The organism is Candidatus Halocynthiibacter alkanivorans (assembly GCF_003333265.1).
GTDB classification, from domain to species: Bacteria; Pseudomonadota; Alphaproteobacteria; order Rhodobacterales; family Rhodobacteraceae; genus Halocyntiibacter_A; species Halocyntiibacter_A alkanivorans.
Window position 1 is genome coordinate 211099 of record NZ_QOLB01000029.1, and the last position, 17588, is coordinate 228686.

The window sequence follows — 17588 nt, forward strand, 5'->3', positions numbered from 1 at the left end:
CACGGGGTCCTGACAAGCGTCTGTTACTTGACAAAAGGACGCGCGGAGCACACCAACTGCCTGATAAAGCAAAAAAGGCGTACCATGGCTGAGAAAAAGAAAATCCTGCGCGCACTGGCAGGTGAGACACTGGACACACCGCCGATCTGGATGATGCGCCAGGCTGGTCGTTACCTGCCCGAGTACCGCGCCACCCGCGCCAAAGCCGGCGATTTCCTGTCGCTGTGTTATAACCCGGAACTGGCCGCTGAAGTGACTTTGCAGCCGATCCGCCGCTACGGGTTTGATGCTGCGATCCTGTTTGCCGATATTCTGCTGGTGCCCCAGGCGCTTGGCGCCGATCTGTGGTTTGTCACCGGCGAAGGCCCGCGGCTCTCGACCATCAGCGGCGCCGAAGATTTCGCCCGGCTGAAAACCCCCGGCGATATCCATGCGACGCTGAACCCGATCTATGAAACGGTGAAAATCCTCGCCCGCGATCTGCCGGAAGAGACCACACTGATCGGCTTTGCCGGCGCGCCCTGGACTGTGGCCACCTATATGATCGCTGGTCGCGGCACCCCGGATCAGGCTCCGGCGCATGCGCTCAAGGACAGCAACCCGGAGATTTTTGACGCGCTGATCAACCGCATTACTGAGGCCACCATCGACTACCTCTCGGCCCAGATCGAAGCCGGCGCCGAAGTGGTGAAACTGTTTGACAGCTGGGCCGGCTCGCTCAAGGACAGCGATTTCCTGAAATATGCGCTGGAACCCACCCGGGTCATCACCGAAGCGCTGAAAGCGCGGCACCCACATGTGCCCGTCATCGCATTCCCGCGCGAAGCCGGCGACCACTATATCGGTTTTGCCAAAGCCACCGGCGTGGACTGTGTGGCGCTGGACAATTCAGTTTCACCGGAGTGGGGCGCCAGTAATGTACAGAGTGATGGCTGTGTTCAGGGCAATCTCGCCTCCCGCCACATGGTTACGGGCGGCCAGGACCTGATTGATGACACCCTGGCGATCCGCGAAGCCTTTTCCAAAGGCCCGCATATTTTCAACCTGGGTCATGGCATCACGCCGGATGCGGACCCGGAAAATGTGCAACTGATGATCGACACGGTGCGCAGCTGATCTGACCGGGCTAAAATACTGACAAAACAGAACAAAAGCCGCCTCCCATGCCGGGGGCGGCTTTTTTCACGGACAATTCGAAATATTTGAAACCCGATTTGCCCTGGTCTCGCCCAAAACCTGTCCTTTACTGAAAGCCCGCACATAACACAGGCAAATCCCGTGCAACCAAATCAAATCCTCCCCGCCCTGCTTGGCCTGGTTGGCGTATTCACGTTTCTGGTGTTGACCAAAGAAGAAGCGCCCGACACGTCCGAAACCCTGACCGCATTTGCCACAGAACCCGCCAGCTTTGAGTCCGGCAGCAGCACAGCGTCTCAACCGCTGGCGGAGCCCACGACCAGCGCTATGGCCGCAGAAACGGCCCCCGCCAGTGCGTCCCCTGCCGGCGCGCCCGAGGCCAGTGCCAAACCGATTGTGCGGCTCGGTGGCGGCGCTTTTAAAGCCTCCGGCAGCAGCGCCGGCTCATTCAAACGCATCTCAATCAGCGCGAACTGAAGCTTACGGGCCGCGGCACAGGTGGCAAGCACAGGCGCCACAGCTGGCACACAGAACCGGAATTGCCTCCGGAACGACTATGCCCCGGGGCGACGCGGGACCTGAGCGACATGGGTTGGTACTCCGGTGCCCGGTCTCTGGTTGCTGCGCGGCGCTCCCGCTTAGCATTCCTGTCCGGCACGCAGCCCGACACTCCCGGGTATGCCTGCCAGTCCCCCCGCGCCACGCCCTTCACGTTGCGTCTGTCAGGCCGCAACCGTCCGACCGCAACTGTCCGGCTGTTTAACGGCGCCTAGCCCCCGTCAGCGCCGCGCCGCGATCATACCCATTTCGCCATCGGCGGCAGGCTCATCAGCACCGCATTGGCATCATGGCCGGTTTCCAGGCCAAACTTAGTGCCCCGGTCATAGACCAGGTTATATTCCGCATAGAGCCCACGATGCTGCAACTGCGTGTCTTTGTCCGCCTCAGACCAGGGCGTATTGCGCCGTTTTTCCGTGAGCGGCACAAAGGCTGGCAAAAACGCCCGGCCCACATCCTGGATAAAGGCGAAATCCGCCTCCCAGTCGCCGGAATTGTGGTCATCGAGGAAAATCCCGCCGACACCCCGCGCGCGCCCCCGGTGCGGCACATAAAAATACTCATCCGCCCAGGCTTTGAACTTTGGGTAAAATGCCACGTTGTGCCGGTCACAATGGGCCTGCTGCACCGCGTGAAATGCGGCGGTGTCTTCCGCGTATTCAAGACAGGGGTTCAGATCCGAGCCGCCGCCAAACCACCAGCCATGCGGGGTCCAGAACATGCGGGTGTTCATATGCACCGCCGGCGCGTGTGGGTTCTGCATATGCGCCACCAACGAAATGCCCGCCGCCCAGAAGCGCGGATCATCCTTCATGCCTGGCATGCCCTTGCGCGCTGCCATGGCATTCTGCGCCCGTTCGCCCAGCACTCCATACACGGTGGAGACATTGACACCGACTTTTTCAAACACCCGGCCGCCGCGCATCACCGACATCAGCCCGCCGCCGGCATCGGACCCGTCGTCCGAGGCGCGGCGCGTTTCCGTCACTTCAAACCGCCCGGCCGGCTGATCCGCAAACGGCCCCTCGGTCTGACTGTCTTCCAGCGCTTCAAAACGGGTCACAATCTCGTCGCGCAGCTGGCGGAACCAGCCGGAGGCGCGTGTTTTTTCGTCTTCCATGTCGTGCGGCATGTCGTCCTGCATCTCGGTGCTCATCGGAAACCTCATTTGTTGCCCACCGGGTATCAGATCCGGCAGCAAAGGTCCAAGCCGCAGTCGCGCCCAGCCCTGCGCTATAGTGTCAGATTTTGCCTCATGCACCCGTTCTGTGACACAGTGGCCATAAGCCTCAGCAAAGGCACCCTGTGACCAGTGGACACTGTTATGCGCTTTCCCCTTGCCCTTGTGGCCCTCACCGTCCTCGCCGCCTGTGCCACCGAGCAACAGCGCTGCATTTCCCGCAACACCCAGGACCTGCGCACCGTCACCAGACTTGAGACCACCGCCGCCGCCAATCTCAGCCGCGGCTACGGCTATGAGATGCGCACCGAAATCAGCTTTGAACGCGAACGTTGCGGCGAGACGGAACTGGGTGAAGCGATCTATTGCCGGGTGCCGGTCAAAACCAGCCGCCGGGTGCCAGTGGCGATAGACCTGGAGCTTGAGGCCCGCAAGCTGGCCCAACTCACGGTCAAACGTCAAAGCCTGGCGCGGCAGGCAGAACCGGTGATCCGCGCCTGTCAGATGCAATATCCGGAAGAAGTCTGACGCGCGCACCAGCCCGGCCTCGCATTTGCCGGTTCAACGTCAGGCCGGCGGATTTCGCATCGCGCTGGCTGTATCATGTGGGCCGCATCAAATGGGGTGCATAGCTGGAGGAACGCGGGCCAGCCCGCTTTCGCGCCTGCCCGTTCTTGTCCCGGTGGCGCCATGTCCGGCCGGTTTTGCATCGCGCGAGGTACATCATGTGGGAAGCATCAAGTGGGGCGCACAGCAGACGGAGCCCGGGCCAGACTGGTTTCGCACCAGAACGGGTTTTGGCTGGCCGGGTACATGTCAGGCCTGCGTCACGTCAGCCAGCCCCCGTTTCAGGCAGATCTCCCGCCCCGGCGAGGCTCACATCAGCGAGGCGCCATGCCCGGCAGGTTTCGCGTCAGGCGATGCTCACCCCAGGCGATGTTTTGCGCCAGTCTTTTGGCAGCTCAGACCGGATCAATGTGCCGGCGCGCTCACCGCATCAATCAGGCTGCGGCCGCCATCAATGGTCAGGATCTGCCCGGTCATGAACCCCGAACCATCTGAAGCAAGGAACTGCGCCGCCTCGGCCACCTCACCCGCGCTGGCAATGCGACCCAACGGAGTACACTGAATAATCTCACCGCGACACTCCATATTTCCCGCCAGCGTGCCCTGGAGCGACGCCGACATCACCGAGCCAAAAGCCACCGCATTGACCCGGATCCGCTCCGGGGCCAGCGCCACCGCCAGCGAACGGGTCATCTGATCCACCGCCGCAGTAGAGACCGAATAGGCCAGCAGATCCGCATGCGTGCGTCGGGCGGCAATTGAGGACAGGTTGATGATCGAGCCCACCATCCCGTCTTCCTTGCCGTTTTTTTCGGCCTGGGAAATCATCCGTTTTGCCACCGCTTGGCTGACCCGCAGCCCGGTCATCAGGTTCTGCTGCAACAACTGCTCCACCTGATCCTCTTCCGGATTCAGCGGTTTGGAGGACATGATCTGCCGGCTGGCATTGACCAGAATATCCACCCCGTCAAACGCATCAATGGTGGCGGAGAGCAGATTGGCAATGGTCAGCTTCTCCCGCAGGTCACCGGCGAAAATGCGGATATTGCCATCCTCGCTTTTGGCCTCGTCGCCGACTTCGCGCATCAACCGCGCCTCGTCCATATCGGCAAACATCACATTGGCGCCGCGGTCGGCAAAATGGCGGGCAATCGCCAGCCCGACGCCATTGGCGGCCCCGGTCACAATCGCTGTCTTACCTGCGATGGAAAAACCCATAGTTCAGATCTCCGAATCGGTGCTGCCCCGGGGCAGGTTAGCGGTATCAGCGACGTCCGCGAAGCAGTTTTGAACCGTGCAGGATTTTGAAGCCGCTGTTGCCTGGCAGCTCTTCCACATTGCGGAACAACTCGGCAAGCGTTGCCTCATAAGGCAAATGCCGGTTCGCCACCAGATAGATCTCGCCCGTGGGTGTCAGCAACCCGGCGGCGGCTTTGATAAAGGCGCGCCCCAGGTCGGGATCACCGGCGCGCCCGGTGTGAAACGGCGGGTTGGTGATCACGGCGCCGGCCATGGCTTCGGGGCGGAACCGGTTGGCATCGGCCCAGTGAAACGCGGCGCGCGGATCGGTCACATTCAGCCGCGCACATTCAAGTGCTGCGTGATCGGCCTCGACCAGATCCAGATGTTCGACACTGTCGTGCTGCAGAATGGCGCGGGACAGAAAGCCCCAGCCAGCGCCCAGATCAACCACCCGTTTGGGCAGTTTTTTCGGCAGCGCCGCGATCAGCGCTTCTGAGCCCCGGTCAACTTTATCGGCCGAGAACACCCCGGGCCGGGTGACAAAATCACCCACAAGCCCGTCCTGCGCCACCCAGTCGGAAAAATCGCCGCCCTCAAAACTGAACAGCTTGCCGTGTGCCTTGGAAACCACCGCGCCGGTCTCCGTGCGCTTGCGCACTGCTTTCAGCATCGAATCAATGCCGTCGGTCTTCTGACCATCCACAATTACCAGACCGCCCATCGCGGCAGCCTCAGCGATCAGCCCCCGCGCCTGGGTCTTGGAGCGCGGCAGAAACACCATCGCGGCGGCAAATTCGCCGCTTGCTTGCACGGTGCAGTCATAGCCCGCGCGGGCAAAAGCGTCGTGATCGGGCTTAAAGCCCTGAATGACCTGCACCCGCTCGCGCCCCAGCGCTGACAGATCGACATCACCCCGTGGGGCAAAAACAGCGATCCGGCCCTCAGGCAGGGTTACAGACTGCGCTTCAAGCGCGATTTCCAGACGTTGTGACATGATATCGCCCCCTAAAGGCCTATTCTTTTTCCATCACGCATTGCAGCGGATGCTGGTGTTTGCGGGCGAAAGTCATCACCTGGGTGACTTTCGTTTCCGCAATTTCGTGATGGAACACCCCGACCACTGCCAGACCCTTTTTATGCACGGTCAGCATGATCTCGGTGGCCTGGCTGTGACCAATCTGAAAAAAGCGCTCCAGAATGGTGATGACAAATTCCATCGGCGTATAATCGTCATTCAGCAACATCACCTTATACATCGGTGGTCGCTTGGTTTTGGGCTTGGTTTGCAGCAGGACATCCGCTTCGTCCTCGGGTCGGGAGTCGTTGTCCGACATCATGAGCGGGTGCTTAATCACTGCTGTCTCCGAAAAGCTTGTTGGCCAGGTTGAGGCGACTATATAAACCCTTCTCGCTCCGGGAAAAGGGGGCCTGTTACATTGAATATAGAAGGAGAGGGTTAAATGGCGGCAAAACTGGCGACAATTGGCTTTGATGCGGACGATACGCTCTGGCAGACCGAGACATTCTTCCGTCTGACCCAGGACCGATTCGCTGCGCTGCTGGCCAATGACTGCGCCCCAGCGCTGCTGGAGGAACGTCTGCTGGCGGCAGAAAAGCGCAATCTGGGCCACTACGGATTCGGCGTGAAAGGCTTTGTGCTCTCGATGATCGAAGTGGCAATTGAAGTCACCGATGGGAAAGTGCCGGCCACAGTGATCCGCGAGTTGATCGACGCCGGTCAGGACATGCTGCAACACCCGATCCACCTGCTGCCCGGCGCTGCCGAAACCGTGGCCAGCCTGGCGGGCGACTACCGGCTGGTGCTGATCACCAAAGGCGACCTGCTGGACCAGGAACGCAAACTGGCACAATCCGGGCTCGGTGATTATTTTGATCAGGTCGAAATCGTCTCCCATAAGACGCCCGAAATCTATCAGCGCATATTCACCGCCCTGCCCGGCGGCACGGATGCCGCTCTGATGGTGGGCAATTCCATGGCCTCCGACGTGCTGCCGCCGCTGCAGGCCGGGGCTTATGGCGTCTATGTAGCCTCTGAGCTGAGCTGGGAGCTGGAACATGCCGAACCGCCGCAAAATCAACCGCGCTACCACAGCCTGCCCGATCTGAGCGGGCTTTCCGATCTCATCACCCACATCAATCGTGATTAACGATTTGTTAACAATACTACATATCCACGCGCCTGAAATCTCACCCACTATATTTAGGATTTCCCTGCCACACTTATGCCAAAACCATTGAAAATTCACTATTTTCTAAGATCCGGTGCTGTGTTACGCTTGCTTCAAGGCACGGGCGTCAAGATCCGGCCATGAGGCAGAAAAAAGGTGAGCGACGTGAATACGCGCCTGGTAAAGTGCGCCCGTATCGGGCTTTTGATCGTTATTTCGATGCTGATGACCCTGCCGGCGCAAGCCGCCAGCAACCCGGCCTATGCTGCGTTTGTGATAGATGCGCGCTCGGGCAAGGTGCTGCATGCGCGCAACGCAGACGCACGGCTGAACCCGGCCTCGCTTACCAAAATGATGACACTCTATGTGGTGTTTGAAGCGGTCAGCAACGGCGAGCTGTCGCTCGATCAGATGATCACCATCACCGCCAAAGCCGCCAATGAACCGCCCTCCAAACTGGGGCTGCGCCGGGGGCAGAAAATCAAACTGCGTTACCTGATCCGCGCCGCCGCGGTGAAATCCGCCAATGACGCCGCCACCGCGCTGGGGATTGCTGTCTCAGGCTCTGAAGCCGCCTTTGCCCGGCGCATGAACCGCACCGCCAAAGCCATCGGCATGACCAACACCACATTCAAAAACGCCCATGGGCTGACTGAACGTGGCCACCTCTCCACTGCGCGCGACATGACGAAACTGGGCCGGCAGCTGTTTTTTGATTATCCGGATTATTACGGGCTGTTCTCCCGCCTCACCGTGGACGCCGGCGTGCGCAAGGTCAGCCACACCAACCGCCGGCTGCTCAACAGTTACCGCGGCGCTGACGGCATCAAAACCGGCTATACCCGCGCCTCAGGTTTTAACATTGTGGCCTCCGCCAAACGCGGCAATGAACGTATCATCGCCACCGTCTTTGGCGGCCGTTCCACCGCAACGCGCAATGCGCGCGTCGCTGAGCTGCTCGATATGGGCTTTAAACGGGCACCGACCCAGGTCGCGGTGCTGCGCCCTTCCAGGCCGCCGTATCTCGGCAAAGGCAGCACCCCGTCCTCCAGCTCTGATGTGGTGCGTGTGGCCAGCGCCGGTGCGGTCAATGTGCCCGCAGGCCGGGTGGTGCGCACCTCAACCAATATGACCAAAAGCCCGCGCCCCAACCTGCGCCCCGGCACCATCATGGCCGCCGTCTCCGCGCCAGTTGACGACGCCACGCTGCTGGCAATGGAACAGAATATCCTGATGGCAGTGGCCCAGGTCTCCGCCGCTGCCGCGCCCGCCACAGACACCGGTTCCGGTACGGATGTGCTTGCCGCGCTGAACACACCCAGCCGGAGAATTACCCCACAGATGAAACCCGAAGAGCTGTTGCTTGCTTCGCTGGCGCCCGATGTTGCCAGCCTCGCGCTGAATGAAGACGGCGCCGAGGTGGTGACCCGGGTCTCGACCTCCGGCGGACGCTACTGGGGCATCAATATCGGTCAGTATGGCTCGCGCTATAAAGCCGAGCGGGTGCTGTTAAAAACCGCATTGCGCGAATTGGGCACGCTGAACAGCGCCCTGCGCAAAGTGGTGCAGCGGCGCAGCGGTTTTGACGCCAATTTCATGGGCCTGTCGCGCGAAACCGCCGAACTGGCCTGCCGCCGCCTGGGCGCCCGAGGCCAGGACTGCACCCCGATCGGCCCGCCCTCCTGAGCCGGCGGCCACAGCCTGCCGTCACCAGTGCCGCCTTCTTTGCCGGCATTGCGCACTGATTTCAGGCTTGCACCGCTCCGCAAATGCTCCCGCCAAAAGCGCCGCATCACAGATGCGATCCTTTTGTTGGGCCGCGCCCTGCGCAAGCGCAGGGCGGCACCGCCTGTTGAGAGGCCTGGATGCAGGGAGGCAGATACCGGGCATCGCCCGCGACTTTTTCCAGCACGGCAGCACGCCCGGGCAATGCGCACAATCTTTACGACCGTCACGACGCCAGGCAGCAGGCTGCGGTACTGCCTGGAGGCGATCAGCGGCACCGGGAGCCGTTTCGCGCCGCATCCGCACCGCCTGAAAGAACAATACAGCTGCCGCTCATCAGGGCGCAGGGCGCAGGGCGCAGGGCGCAGGGCGCAGGGCGCAGGGCGCAGGGCGCAGGGCGCAGGGCGCAGGGCGCAGGGCGCAGGGCGCAGGGCGCAGGGCAACAATCTGATTCGCATCCGGGATACAAGCCGCCCTCGCCCTGTCAGGTCAAAAAGCGTGGCACATATTCTGGCCTCCCCCGCAGTGGCACCGCCCGTTTGCGGTGTTGGAGTTCGCGCGCAGGGGCGGCCCGCAAACCCGCTACAACCGACTGCGGATGTCAAGCGCAGGGCGCCACGGTGCACGTAGTTCTGCTACACTAGGTCTCAGGCGGAAACGCTGTCTCTGTGGCACAACAAGCGCACAACCACCGCCCGGATGCCTGCCAGAGGCATTCTGCGGCAGACCTGTATTGCCGGGACAAACAGTGTCGGAACACTATAACTCCGGACTGTCGGAACACATCAGCCGCAGTTCGCTTCAGTTCCGCAGCGCGGCCACCGCCGCCCCCAGCCCGGCTCCGGCGCAGAAGCCCTCAGACCCCGGCGCCCTCGCGCACTTTCAGCTCAAAGGCTGCCGCCATCAATGCCCTTGTATAATCGCTTTCCGGCGCCTCAAACACCGCATCCGCATCGCCGGCCTCCACCACATCGCCGCGCCGCATCACAATCACCTTGTGGCTCAGCGCCCGCACCACCTGCAGATCGTGGCTGATGAACAGATAGGCCAGGTTGTGGCGCTCCTGCAGATCGCGCAGCAGCGCCACAATCTGCACCTGCACCGTCTTGTCCAGCGCCGAGGTCGGCTCATCCAGCACCAGCAGTTTTGGCTTCAGGATCATCGCCCGCGCAATGGCAATGCGCTGGCGCTGCCCGCCGGAAAATTCATGCGGATAACGCCCGGCAGTGGCCGGGTCCAACCCCACCTCCTGCATGATCATAGCCACCCGTTCTGCGTTGCTGCCGCTGCCCTCAACCTGATGCACCGACAGCCCTTCGGCGATGATTTCAGCGACACTCATGCGTGGCGACAGTGAGCCAAACGGGTCCTGAAACACGATCTGCATGTCGCGCCGCAACGGGCGCAACGCCCGCGGGCTCCGACCCTGAAGATCATTGCCAAGGAACATCACTTCGCCCTCGCTGGCAATCAGCCGCATCATCGCCAGCGCCAGCGTGGTCTTGCCCGAACCACTTTCGCCGACAATGCCGAGCGTCTCGCCGGCGCGCACCTCAAAGCTGGCGGCATTCACCGCTTTCACATGGCCGACCGTGCGCTTCAGAAGCCCTTTATAGATCGGGAACCAGATGCGCAGGTCGCGCGCGCTCGATACCACCTCAGCGCCGGGATCCACCGGCACCGGCCGCCCGACGGTTTCCGCCGCCAGCAACATTTTGGTATAGGCATGCTGCGGCGCGTCAAACACATCGGCGGTGACACCACTTTCGACGATTTCGCCATCCTTCATCACACAGACCCGGTCGGCAAATTTGCGCACAATGCCAAGATCATGGGTGATGAACAGCATCGACATGCCCGCGTCCCGCTTCAGCTCCGCCAGCAGTTCCAGAATCTGCGCCTGAATGGTCACATCCAGCGCCGTCGTGGGCTCATCCGCGATCAATAGTTCCGGCCCGTTGGCCAGCGCCATGGCGATCATCACCCGCTGACGCTGCCCACCTGACAGCTCATGCGGATAGGCGCCCAGCCGGCTTTCCGGATCAATGATGCCGACTTTATTCAGCAGTTCCAGAATGCGCGCCTTCAAAGCCGCATTGCGCAGCCCCTGATGCAGGGTAATGCTCTCGCCCAGCTGCTTTTCGATAGTATGCAGCGGGTTCAGCGAGGTCATCGGCTCCTGGAAAATGAAACTGATGTCATTGCCGCGCACCTGACGTAAATCGCGCTCGCTGGCGCCGATCATTTCCTGGCCCATCCAGCGGGTCGATCCGGTGACACGGGCGCTGTCAGGCAACAGCCCGACGGTCGAGAGCGCCGTCACCGATTTTCCAGAGCCGCTTTCCCCGACCAAAGCCACGGTCTCGCCGCGCTCAATATGAAAGGACACGTTGCGCACTGCTGGCGCTTCTACACCCTCCTGGCGGAAAGACACATTCAGATCGCTGACCTGCAGGACGGTGTTTTCAGACAGAGCGATGTTCATTGAAACGTCTTTCTCGGGTCAAAGGCATCCCGCACACCTTCAAAGATAAACACCAGCAGCGACAGCATCACCGCGTAGGTGGTGAAAGCGGCAAACCCAAGCCAGGGCGCCTGCAGGTTCTGTTTCGCCTGCAACGTCAGCTCGCCCAGCGACGGATACGACGAAGGCAGCCCGTAGCCGAGAAAATCAAGTGAGGCGAGCGTGCCGATGGTGCCGGTAACGATAAAAGGCAGCATGGTCAGCGTCGCCACCATCGCATTGGGCAACATATGGCGGAACATGATCACCCGGTCACTTACGCCCAGGGCCTGGGCCGCACGCACATATTCAAAATTGCGCGCCCGCAGGAACTCCGCCCGCACCACGCCGACCAGCGCCGGCCAGCCAAACAGGATGATGATAAAGGTCAAGAGCGTCAGCGACCGCCCCAGAATGGCAAACAGAATGATGATGACATAGAGCGAGGGCACCGCGCCCCAGATCTCCAGAAAGCGCTGAAACATCAGATCAATCCAGCCGCCAAAATAGCCCTGTACCGCACCGGCGGAGATGCCGACCAGGCTGGTACAGAGCGTCACCACGATAGTGAACAGGATCGACAGACGGAAACCGTAGATGATCCGCGCCACCACGTCACGTTTGGTATCATCAGTGCCGAGATAATGCTGCTTGCCGGGGGGCGATGGTGCCACGCCGCGCACGTCCGAAATGGTGTCAAAAGAATAGGGGATCAGCGGCCAGATCGCCCAGCCCTTTTCGATAGCTTCGCCGGCGACCACCCCGTCTGCGGCATCCTCGATGACGCCTTCCGGATCGTCAAAACAACTGTCCAGCCCGCCGGACACGATCAGGCATTTCACCTCCGCGTCGCGGTACACCGCCTCGGTCCTGAAATCGCCGCCAAACGCGGTTTCCGGATAGAAGTTAAAAATCGGCATCCGGTATTCGCCGCGGTAATTCACCAGGATCGGTTTGTCATTGGCGATGAATTCGGCAAACAGGCTGAGGAAAAACAGCGCGCCAAAGATCATCGCCGACCACACCGCGCGGCGGTTGCGACAGAAATTGCGCCAGCGGCGCTGGTTCAGAGGTGACAGGCGCATCAACTGCCCCTCCCTTCAAAATCGATCCTCGGATCGACAAACACATACATCAGGTCCGACAGAATGCCGACCAGCAGCCCGATCAGACCAAAGAAAAACAGGGTGCCAAACACCACAGGATAATCCCGCGCCACCGCCGCTTCAAAGCCAAGCCGCCCCAGACCGTCCAACGAGAAAATCAGCTCAATCAGCAAGGAGGAGCCAAACAACACCCCGAGGAACAGCCCCGGAAAACCAGCAATCACGATCAGCATCGCGTTGCGGAACACATGGCCATAAAGCACCTTATTCTCGCTCAGCCCCTTGGCCCGCGCCGTCACCACATAGTGTTTGCGGATCTCGTCCAAAAACGAGTTCTTGGTCAGCAGCGTCAGCGTCGCAAAAGCCGCCGGCAGCGAGGCCAGCACCGGCAAAGCGATATGCCAGAGATAATCGGTAATTTTGCCCCACAGCGGCAGGCTGTCCCAGTTGGTCGAGGTCAGGCCGCGCAGCGGGAAGATCTGCCAGTAAGATCCCCCGGCCAGCACCACGATCAGCAGGATCGCGAACAGGAAACCGGGAATGGCATAGGCGACGATAATCACGCTGCTGGTGATACTGTCAAAACGGCTGCCGTCCTTCACCGCTTTGCGGATGCCCAGCGGGATCGACACCAGATAGGCGATCAGCGTCGACCACAGACCCAGCGTGATCGACACCGGCATTTTTTCAATCACCAGATCGCGCACCGAGATCGAGCGGAAATAACTGTCACCAAAATCAAAGCGGATATAGTTCCACATCATGTTGAGGAACCGCTCCACCGGAGGTTTGTCAAAGCCGAACTCGCGCTCCAGCTCTTTCAGAAACTCCTCCGGCAAGCCGCGCGCGCCGATATAGCTGCTCTCGGTATTGCTCTCGAATGTTTCCGAGCCACCACCGGTGACGCCTTCAAACACATCGCCCTCGCCCTCAAGCTGGGCGATGATCTGCTCAATCGGGCCGCCAGGCACAAACTGCACCAGGGCAAAGTTGATAATCATCACCCCCAGCAATGTCGGGATGACCAGCAACAATCGGCGAAGAATATAAGCTCCCATGGTAGTTACAGTTTACCAGCGGCACGCAAAGCGGCCTCTTTGACCGGATCCACCCACCAGAAATCAAAGGTGCCAAGCGCATAGGGCGGCAGCGGGTCCGGGTAGGCATAGATGTCGAGATAAGACACGGTGTGCACGTTCTTGTACCACTGCGGCACCCAGAAGCGTTCCGCCCGCAACACCCGGTCCAGTGCCCGGATCGCCACGTTCAGCGCTTCTTTGGTTTCGGCATTCTGTACCACCTCAATCAGCGCATCCACCGCAGGGCTCTTGAGTGAGGCCGAGTTGAACACTGACTGCTCCGCACCCTTGCTGCCAAAATACTGTTTCAGCCCCGAGCCCGGTTCAAAACCCATCGGGAACTGGTCCACCACCATATCAAAATCTTTTTCCCGGGTCCGTTTGGTGGCCTGGGCGGGATCGACCCGGTTCAGTATCGCGTTCACCCCCAGCGCCTGCAGATTGTCCACATAGGGGTTGATCACCCGGTCAAAGGTGGGGCTGTCCTCAAGGAACTCCACCGACAGCAGCTTGCCATTCTTGCGGCGCATCCCGTCATCGCCAACCAGCCAGCCGGCCTCATCCAGCAGCGCAGAGGCCCGGCGCAGGTTCTTGCGGTCGAGCTGGCGCGCACCCGATGCGGGCGCCATCACCGGCTCACTGCCAATCACCCCTTCGGGCAACAGGTCCTCAATGCTTTCCAACAACGCCAACTCCGCGCCCTCGGCCACGCCGACGGCCTCGCCGGGACCATTTTCCCAGAAAGAATTGATCCGGTCATACAGCCCGTAAAACAGCGTCTCATTGGACCATTCATAGTTGAACATCAGCGCCAGCGCTTCGCGCACCTTCGGGTCCTGAAATTTTTCGCGCTGCAGGTTAAAGACAAAACTCTGCCCTGGCGCCATGGTGCCATCTGGCAAAGCGACCTTGGCAAAACTGCCGTCTTTTATGGCGGGGAATTCATAACCCGTGGCCCAGGTCTTGGAGGAATTTTCATTGCGGAAACTGTAGGCCCCGGCTTTGAATGCCTCAAAAGCGGCAATTGAATCGCCGAAGTACTCAAAGCGGATGGTGTCGAAATTATTGCGCCCGATAGAAAAGGGATGCTCTTCGCCCCAGTAGTCCGGATTGCGCCGGTAGGTGATCGACTGGTTGATGTCATAACTGTCGAGCACATAGGGCCCCGAGCCCACCGCCGGCTCCAGACGGCTTTCATCCAGCCGCGCCCCGGTGCGCTCAAACCACGCTTTCGACATCACCGGCAAACCGCCCGGGCTTTCAATCAGCCCCCGGCGCGGCGCATCGGGTGAGAAAGTGAACTTAACCCGGTAGGTGTCCAGCACCTCGGCGTTCAGCACGTCCTGGCTCAGCACCGCGCGATAGCTCGGCAACCCCTGTTCAATGAACAGATCATAGGTGAATACCACGTCCTCCGCCGTCAGCGGAGAGCCATCAGAAAACGTCACATCCTCACGCAGGTTGAAAATCACCCAGTCTTTGTTTTCCGGATATTCCAGCGTGGTGCAAAGGAAACAATAGGCGCTGCCGATCTCATCCGCCGCGTTGGTCAGAATGCTTTCAAAAAACGCCGAAGAAAACACCCCGGCACGCCCCTTGGTGGAATAGGGGTTAAAACTGTCAAACGTGCCGCCGGACCAGGTGGAAATTTCGCCGCCCTTGGGCGCATAGGGGTTCACATAGTCCAGATACTTCATATCGGCGGCGTATTTCATCTCGCCAAAGGTTGAAATCCCGTAGCTCTTGATGATCTCTTCCGCCGCCACAGCGCCGGCGCTGAGACCGCCAAGCCCAAATGCGATCACACAAATTGCGGTTTTGCTGCTGTTTTTAAACATCTTCGGCTCTCCTGCTGCGGCTCTTTTCTGGCCGGGCATGGCCCGGATGGCTTTGCTCAAAGCTAGTGCGCCCGCCTGGGTACAATCAAGCGCCATTGTCACAATTCAGCGGTAAACAGTTCGTGCGCAGGGCGACCGCGCAATAAAAAAGACCACCTGCGGGAAACAGGTGGCCTTTAATTTCAAATCGGAAATGACGCGATCAGCCGCCGATGGTCGCCAGATAGGCCACCAGGTTGGCGCGGTCACTGACTTTCTTCAGACCGCCAAAACCCATTTTGGTGCCCGGCAAATAGGATTTTGGTTTTTCGAGGAACCCGTTCAGCTCTTCTTCACCCCAGAGACCTTCAAGCTCTTCCACCGCGGCGGAGTAGCTGTAGCCGGCAACCGAACCGATGTCGCGGCCAACAACGCCAAACAGGGTCGGACCGGTGGTGTTCTTGCCCGCTTCCAGCGAATGACAGGCCTTACATTTTGCGAAAACTTTGGAGCCTTTCAGCGCATCAGCTTCGGCCACCAGGGCTGCAAAGTCGATTTGCTCTTCAACTTCAGCTTCGCTGGCTTCGGTTTCTTCCACTTCAATGACATAGCCCTGGGCCACTTCTTCATTGTGATAGGAGTGTTCACCGGCGCCAACCGTGTACAGGGTGGTCCCGGCCCAGTTGGCGAATAGGAAAAGCAGCAGGGCGCCACAGAAGGCGCCGAGAATCTTTGTAAGAGTCATTGTGTCGAACATGTCGCGTTCCTGTACCGTGTAGAATTTTGGCGACATCTACCCGTTTCCCCCGCCGCTTATCAAGGTATAACACCCGCAAGCAGCCGACTTTGGCGCGAAATTTATAAAACGGACGCAAAAATGACTGCACGCATCGCATTTCAGGGCGAACCCGGCGCCTATTCCCATCAGGCCTGCCACGAAACCCGGCCCGACCTGGAAGCGCTGCCCTGCCGCACTTTTGAAGACGCCATCGCCGCAGTGCGCAACAATCAGGCCGATCTGGCAATGCTGCCGGTGGAAAACTCCACCTATGGCCGCGTAGCAGATATCCATCAGCTGCTGCCCAATTCCGGGTTGCACATCATCGATGAGACCTTTGTGCGCGTGCATATCAACCTGCTGGCGGTGCCCGGCACCCCGCTGAAAGAGGTGCGCTCCGCCCTCAGCCACACCGTGCTGCTGGGCCAGTGCCGCAGCTTCCTGCGCGACAATAATATCGAACCGGTCACCGGCGTGGACACGGCCGGGTCCGCCAAAATCGTTGCCGAAAACGCGGTGCCAGCGCAGGCAGCGCTGGCCGGGGATCTGGCCGGCGAACTCTACGGGCTCGACACCCTGGCGCGCCATATTGAAGACCATGACCGCAACACCACCCGTTTCCTGATCATGTCCCGCGACGCCAACCACGCCCGGCGCGGCGATCACGGCATGGTCACCTCGTTTGTGTTCCGGGTGCGCAACATCCCTGCCGCGCTGTTCAAAGCCATGGGCGGCTTTGCCACCAACGGCGTCAATATGACCAAGCTGGAAAGCTATATGGTGAACGGCTCTTTCACCGCGACTCAGTTTTATGCCGATATCGAAGGCCACCCGGAGGACCCTTCGGTAAAACTGGCGATGGAAGAGCTGGCCTATTTCACCGAGGAAATCTCCGTTCTCGGCGTCTACCCGGCCGATCCGCGCCGCGGCTGAGCGACCAGGTAAGACACCCGGCGTCGCGCCTGTCGCGCCGCCGCTCCCGGACGCACCGTGTCTTTTTTGGAGGCGCGCGTGCCGGCGGCCGGATCCGGCTGCCGGTGTCGAGTGTGGCGGCCCGGTTTTGTAGCCGCCCGTTCTTCTGTGACGGCCCGGCCTTTTGTTGCATGCCGCATCAGTCGCGTCAGACGTCTGCGACGTCAGAAGCGAATCAACATCAACCGCCGCTTCAGGTCAGCTGTGTCTGCCCGGCGCAAAAACGGCCTTCGATGTCTTTCCCCCAGGAACCCACCCGCGTCGACAGTTTGCGCGTGAGCTTGTTCTTGCCGAATTTCATCGACTGCAACAATACCCGCGCCGGCAATGTCTGTGCCCGCATGTCCAGCGCCAGCATCATCCTTGTGTGACTGCGGCTCAGGGTCAGCAATTCCACCGACAACAGAATCTGCACCCCGCTGGTTTCGGAACGCACCAGCAAATGTTCCGGCGTTTCGAATTCCACAACACGGGCCGATATCGCCCGCGTTTTACCCCGGTAATCCAGCACCACATCCCAGGCTGCGCCCCGCGCCGGCGCCGTATCTGTCCGGGTCACTTCTATCCCGCGGCGCATGGCCTGGCGTTCCAGGCTGGCAAAGTCGGTCAGCACTGAAAACACATATTCAATCGGTGCTTCGATATCGACACGGGTGGAAAGTTTCATTGCGACTCCTGAACTGTCTGCCCGCCAGCGGCAGGGTTGGGCTGATACATTACAAACGCATAGTGGCT

16 protein-coding genes are annotated in these 17588 nt (G+C 60.3%); 6 read left to right on the forward strand and 10 right to left on the reverse strand.

Annotated features, from left to right (window positions below):
- The first annotated feature begins 84 nt into the window (after positions 1 to 84).
- Both hemE and DWA01_RS01515 read left to right on the forward strand, forming a co-directional pair.
- Entirely contained in the window at positions 85 to 1116 is a 1032-nt protein-coding gene (gene hemE / locus DWA01_RS01510; RefSeq protein WP_114283840.1) for a uroporphyrinogen decarboxylase, read from the forward strand.
- Positions 1117 to 1278: 162 nt separating this feature from the next.
- On the forward strand, positions 1279 to 1614 hold the full coding sequence (locus tag DWA01_RS01515; RefSeq protein ID WP_114283841.1) for a hypothetical protein: 336 nt from the start codon (positions 1279 to 1281) through the stop codon (positions 1612 to 1614).
- A gap of 319 nt (positions 1615 to 1933) precedes the next feature.
- Here the strand turns inward: DWA01_RS01515 and hemF are convergent, their stop codons facing one another.
- Positions 1934 to 2827, reverse strand: a complete 894-nt coding sequence (gene hemF / locus DWA01_RS01520) for an oxygen-dependent coproporphyrinogen oxidase (protein ID WP_114283907.1) — start codon at positions 2825 to 2827, stop codon at positions 1934 to 1936.
- Between the two features lie 192 nt (positions 2828 to 3019).
- Between hemF and DWA01_RS01525 the strand changes: the two genes are divergently transcribed.
- Positions 3020 to 3403: a hypothetical protein gene (locus DWA01_RS01525; RefSeq protein ID WP_114283842.1), complete on the forward strand. Its 384-nt coding sequence runs from the start codon at positions 3020 to 3022 to the stop codon at positions 3401 to 3403.
- A 444-nt stretch (positions 3404 to 3847) separates the two neighbouring features.
- On the opposite strand, the gene DWA01_RS01530 is transcribed toward DWA01_RS01525, so the two are convergent.
- From DWA01_RS01530 to clpS, 3 genes are read right to left on the reverse strand one after another with little or no spacing between them, the layout of a single operon-like run.
- Positions 3848 to 4660, reverse strand: a complete 813-nt coding sequence (locus DWA01_RS01530; protein ID WP_114283843.1) for an SDR family NAD(P)-dependent oxidoreductase — start codon at positions 4658 to 4660, stop codon at positions 3848 to 3850.
- A gap of 46 nt (positions 4661 to 4706) precedes the next feature.
- Positions 4707 to 5678: a class I SAM-dependent methyltransferase gene (locus DWA01_RS01535; RefSeq protein WP_114283844.1), complete on the reverse strand. Its 972-nt coding sequence runs from the start codon at positions 5676 to 5678 to the stop codon at positions 4707 to 4709.
- Positions 5679 to 5697: 19 nt separating this feature from the next.
- Positions 5698 to 6018 (reverse strand): ATP-dependent Clp protease adapter ClpS, encoded by a 321-nt coding sequence (gene clpS / locus DWA01_RS01540; protein WP_200832484.1) that lies wholly within the window; start codon positions 6016 to 6018, stop codon positions 5698 to 5700.
- A 126-nt stretch (positions 6019 to 6144) separates the two neighbouring features.
- Between clpS and DWA01_RS01545 the strand changes: the two genes are divergently transcribed.
- Together DWA01_RS01545 and DWA01_RS01550 are read left to right on the forward strand one after the other, a co-directional pair.
- Positions 6145 to 6852, forward strand: coding sequence for an HAD family hydrolase (locus DWA01_RS01545; RefSeq protein WP_114283847.1), 708 nt, complete (start codon positions 6145 to 6147; stop codon positions 6850 to 6852).
- 240 nt (positions 6853 to 7092) lie between these two features.
- Positions 7093 to 8559 carry a D-alanyl-D-alanine carboxypeptidase family protein gene (locus tag DWA01_RS01550; RefSeq protein WP_114283908.1) on the forward strand — a complete coding sequence of 489 codons (1467 nt, stop codon included), beginning with the start codon at positions 7093 to 7095 and terminating at the stop codon, positions 8557 to 8559.
- A gap of 895 nt (positions 8560 to 9454) precedes the next feature.
- Here the strand turns inward: DWA01_RS01550 and DWA01_RS01560 are convergent.
- The 5 genes from DWA01_RS01560 to DWA01_RS01580 form a co-directional block, all read right to left on the reverse strand.
- Positions 9455 to 11083, reverse strand: a complete 1629-nt coding sequence (locus DWA01_RS01560; RefSeq protein ID WP_114283849.1) for an ABC transporter ATP-binding protein — start codon at positions 11081 to 11083, stop codon at positions 9455 to 9457.
- Positions 11080 to 12186: an ABC transporter permease gene (locus DWA01_RS01565; RefSeq protein WP_114283851.1), complete on the reverse strand. Its 1107-nt coding sequence runs from the start codon at positions 12184 to 12186 to the stop codon at positions 11080 to 11082. The genes DWA01_RS01560 and DWA01_RS01565 overlap by 4 nt, the downstream gene beginning before the upstream one ends.
- Positions 12186 to 13265 (reverse strand): microcin C ABC transporter permease YejB, encoded by a 1080-nt coding sequence (locus tag DWA01_RS01570; RefSeq protein WP_114283852.1) that lies wholly within the window; start codon positions 13263 to 13265, stop codon positions 12186 to 12188. The genes DWA01_RS01565 and DWA01_RS01570 overlap by 1 nt, the downstream gene beginning before the upstream one ends.
- Positions 13266 to 13270: 5 nt before the next feature.
- Positions 13271 to 15124 carry an extracellular solute-binding protein gene (locus DWA01_RS01575; RefSeq protein WP_235008392.1) on the reverse strand — a complete coding sequence of 618 codons (1854 nt, stop codon included), beginning with the start codon at positions 15122 to 15124 and terminating at the stop codon, positions 13271 to 13273.
- A gap of 202 nt (positions 15125 to 15326) precedes the next feature.
- The gene (locus DWA01_RS01580; RefSeq protein WP_235008393.1) at positions 15327 to 15896 is read right to left on the reverse strand and encodes a c-type cytochrome; all 570 of its coding nucleotides are present in this window, start codon (positions 15894 to 15896) and stop codon (positions 15327 to 15329) included.
- Between the two features lie 84 nt (positions 15897 to 15980).
- Here DWA01_RS01580 and DWA01_RS01585 point away from each other — a divergent pair, with 84 nt between their 5' ends.
- The gene (locus DWA01_RS01585; RefSeq protein ID WP_114283855.1) at positions 15981 to 16814 is read left to right on the forward strand and encodes a prephenate dehydratase; all 834 of its coding nucleotides are present in this window, start codon (positions 15981 to 15983) and stop codon (positions 16812 to 16814) included.
- A gap of 232 nt (positions 16815 to 17046) precedes the next feature.
- Here the strand turns inward: DWA01_RS01585 and DWA01_RS01590 are convergent, their stop codons facing one another.
- Positions 17047 to 17520, reverse strand: a complete 474-nt coding sequence (locus DWA01_RS01590; protein ID WP_114283857.1) for an SRPBCC family protein — start codon at positions 17518 to 17520, stop codon at positions 17047 to 17049.
- Positions 17521 to 17588: the final 68 nt, after the last annotated feature.

Excerpts from the sequence above, each read along its gene's own strand:
- DWA01_RS01575 (WP_235008392.1), bottom strand. The coding sequence starts at position 15,124 with ATGTTTAAAAACAGCAGCAAAACCGCAATTTGTGTGATCGCATTTGGG.
- DWA01_RS01545 (WP_114283847.1), top strand. The coding sequence starts at position 6,145 with ATGGCGGCAAAACTGGCGACAATTGGCTTTGATGCGGACGATACGCTC.
- DWA01_RS01525 (WP_114283842.1), top strand. The coding sequence starts at position 3,020 with ATGCGCTTTCCCCTTGCCCTTGTGGCCCTCACCGTCCTCGCCGCCTGT.
- hemF (WP_114283907.1), bottom strand. The coding sequence starts at position 2,827 with ATGCCGCACGACATGGAAGACGAAAAAACACGCGCCTCCGGCTGGTTC.
- clpS (WP_200832484.1), bottom strand. The coding sequence starts at position 6,018 with ATGTCGGACAACGACTCCCGACCCGAGGACGAAGCGGATGTCCTGCTG.
- DWA01_RS01535 (WP_114283844.1), bottom strand. The coding sequence starts at position 5,678 with ATGTCACAACGTCTGGAAATCGCGCTTGAAGCGCAGTCTGTAACCCTG.
- hemE (WP_114283840.1), top strand. The coding sequence starts at position 85 with ATGGCTGAGAAAAAGAAAATCCTGCGCGCACTGGCAGGTGAGACACTG.
- DWA01_RS01590 (WP_114283857.1), bottom strand. The coding sequence starts at position 17,520 with ATGAAACTTTCCACCCGTGTCGATATCGAAGCACCGATTGAATATGTG.
- DWA01_RS01565 (WP_114283851.1), bottom strand. The coding sequence starts at position 12,186 with ATGCGCCTGTCACCTCTGAACCAGCGCCGCTGGCGCAATTTCTGTCGC.
- DWA01_RS01580 (WP_235008393.1), bottom strand. The coding sequence starts at position 15,896 with ATGTCGCCAAAATTCTACACGGTACAGGAACGCGACATGTTCGACACA.
- DWA01_RS01550 (WP_114283908.1), top strand. The coding sequence starts at position 7,093 with ATGCTGATGACCCTGCCGGCGCAAGCCGCCAGCAACCCGGCCTATGCT.
- DWA01_RS01585 (WP_114283855.1), top strand. The coding sequence starts at position 15,981 with ATGACTGCACGCATCGCATTTCAGGGCGAACCCGGCGCCTATTCCCAT.
- DWA01_RS01560 (WP_114283849.1), bottom strand. The coding sequence starts at position 11,083 with ATGAACATCGCTCTGTCTGAAAACACCGTCCTGCAGGTCAGCGATCTG.
- DWA01_RS01570 (WP_114283852.1), bottom strand. The coding sequence starts at position 13,265 with ATGGGAGCTTATATTCTTCGCCGATTGTTGCTGGTCATCCCGACATTG.
- DWA01_RS01530 (WP_114283843.1), bottom strand. The coding sequence starts at position 4,660 with ATGGGTTTTTCCATCGCAGGTAAGACAGCGATTGTGACCGGGGCCGCC.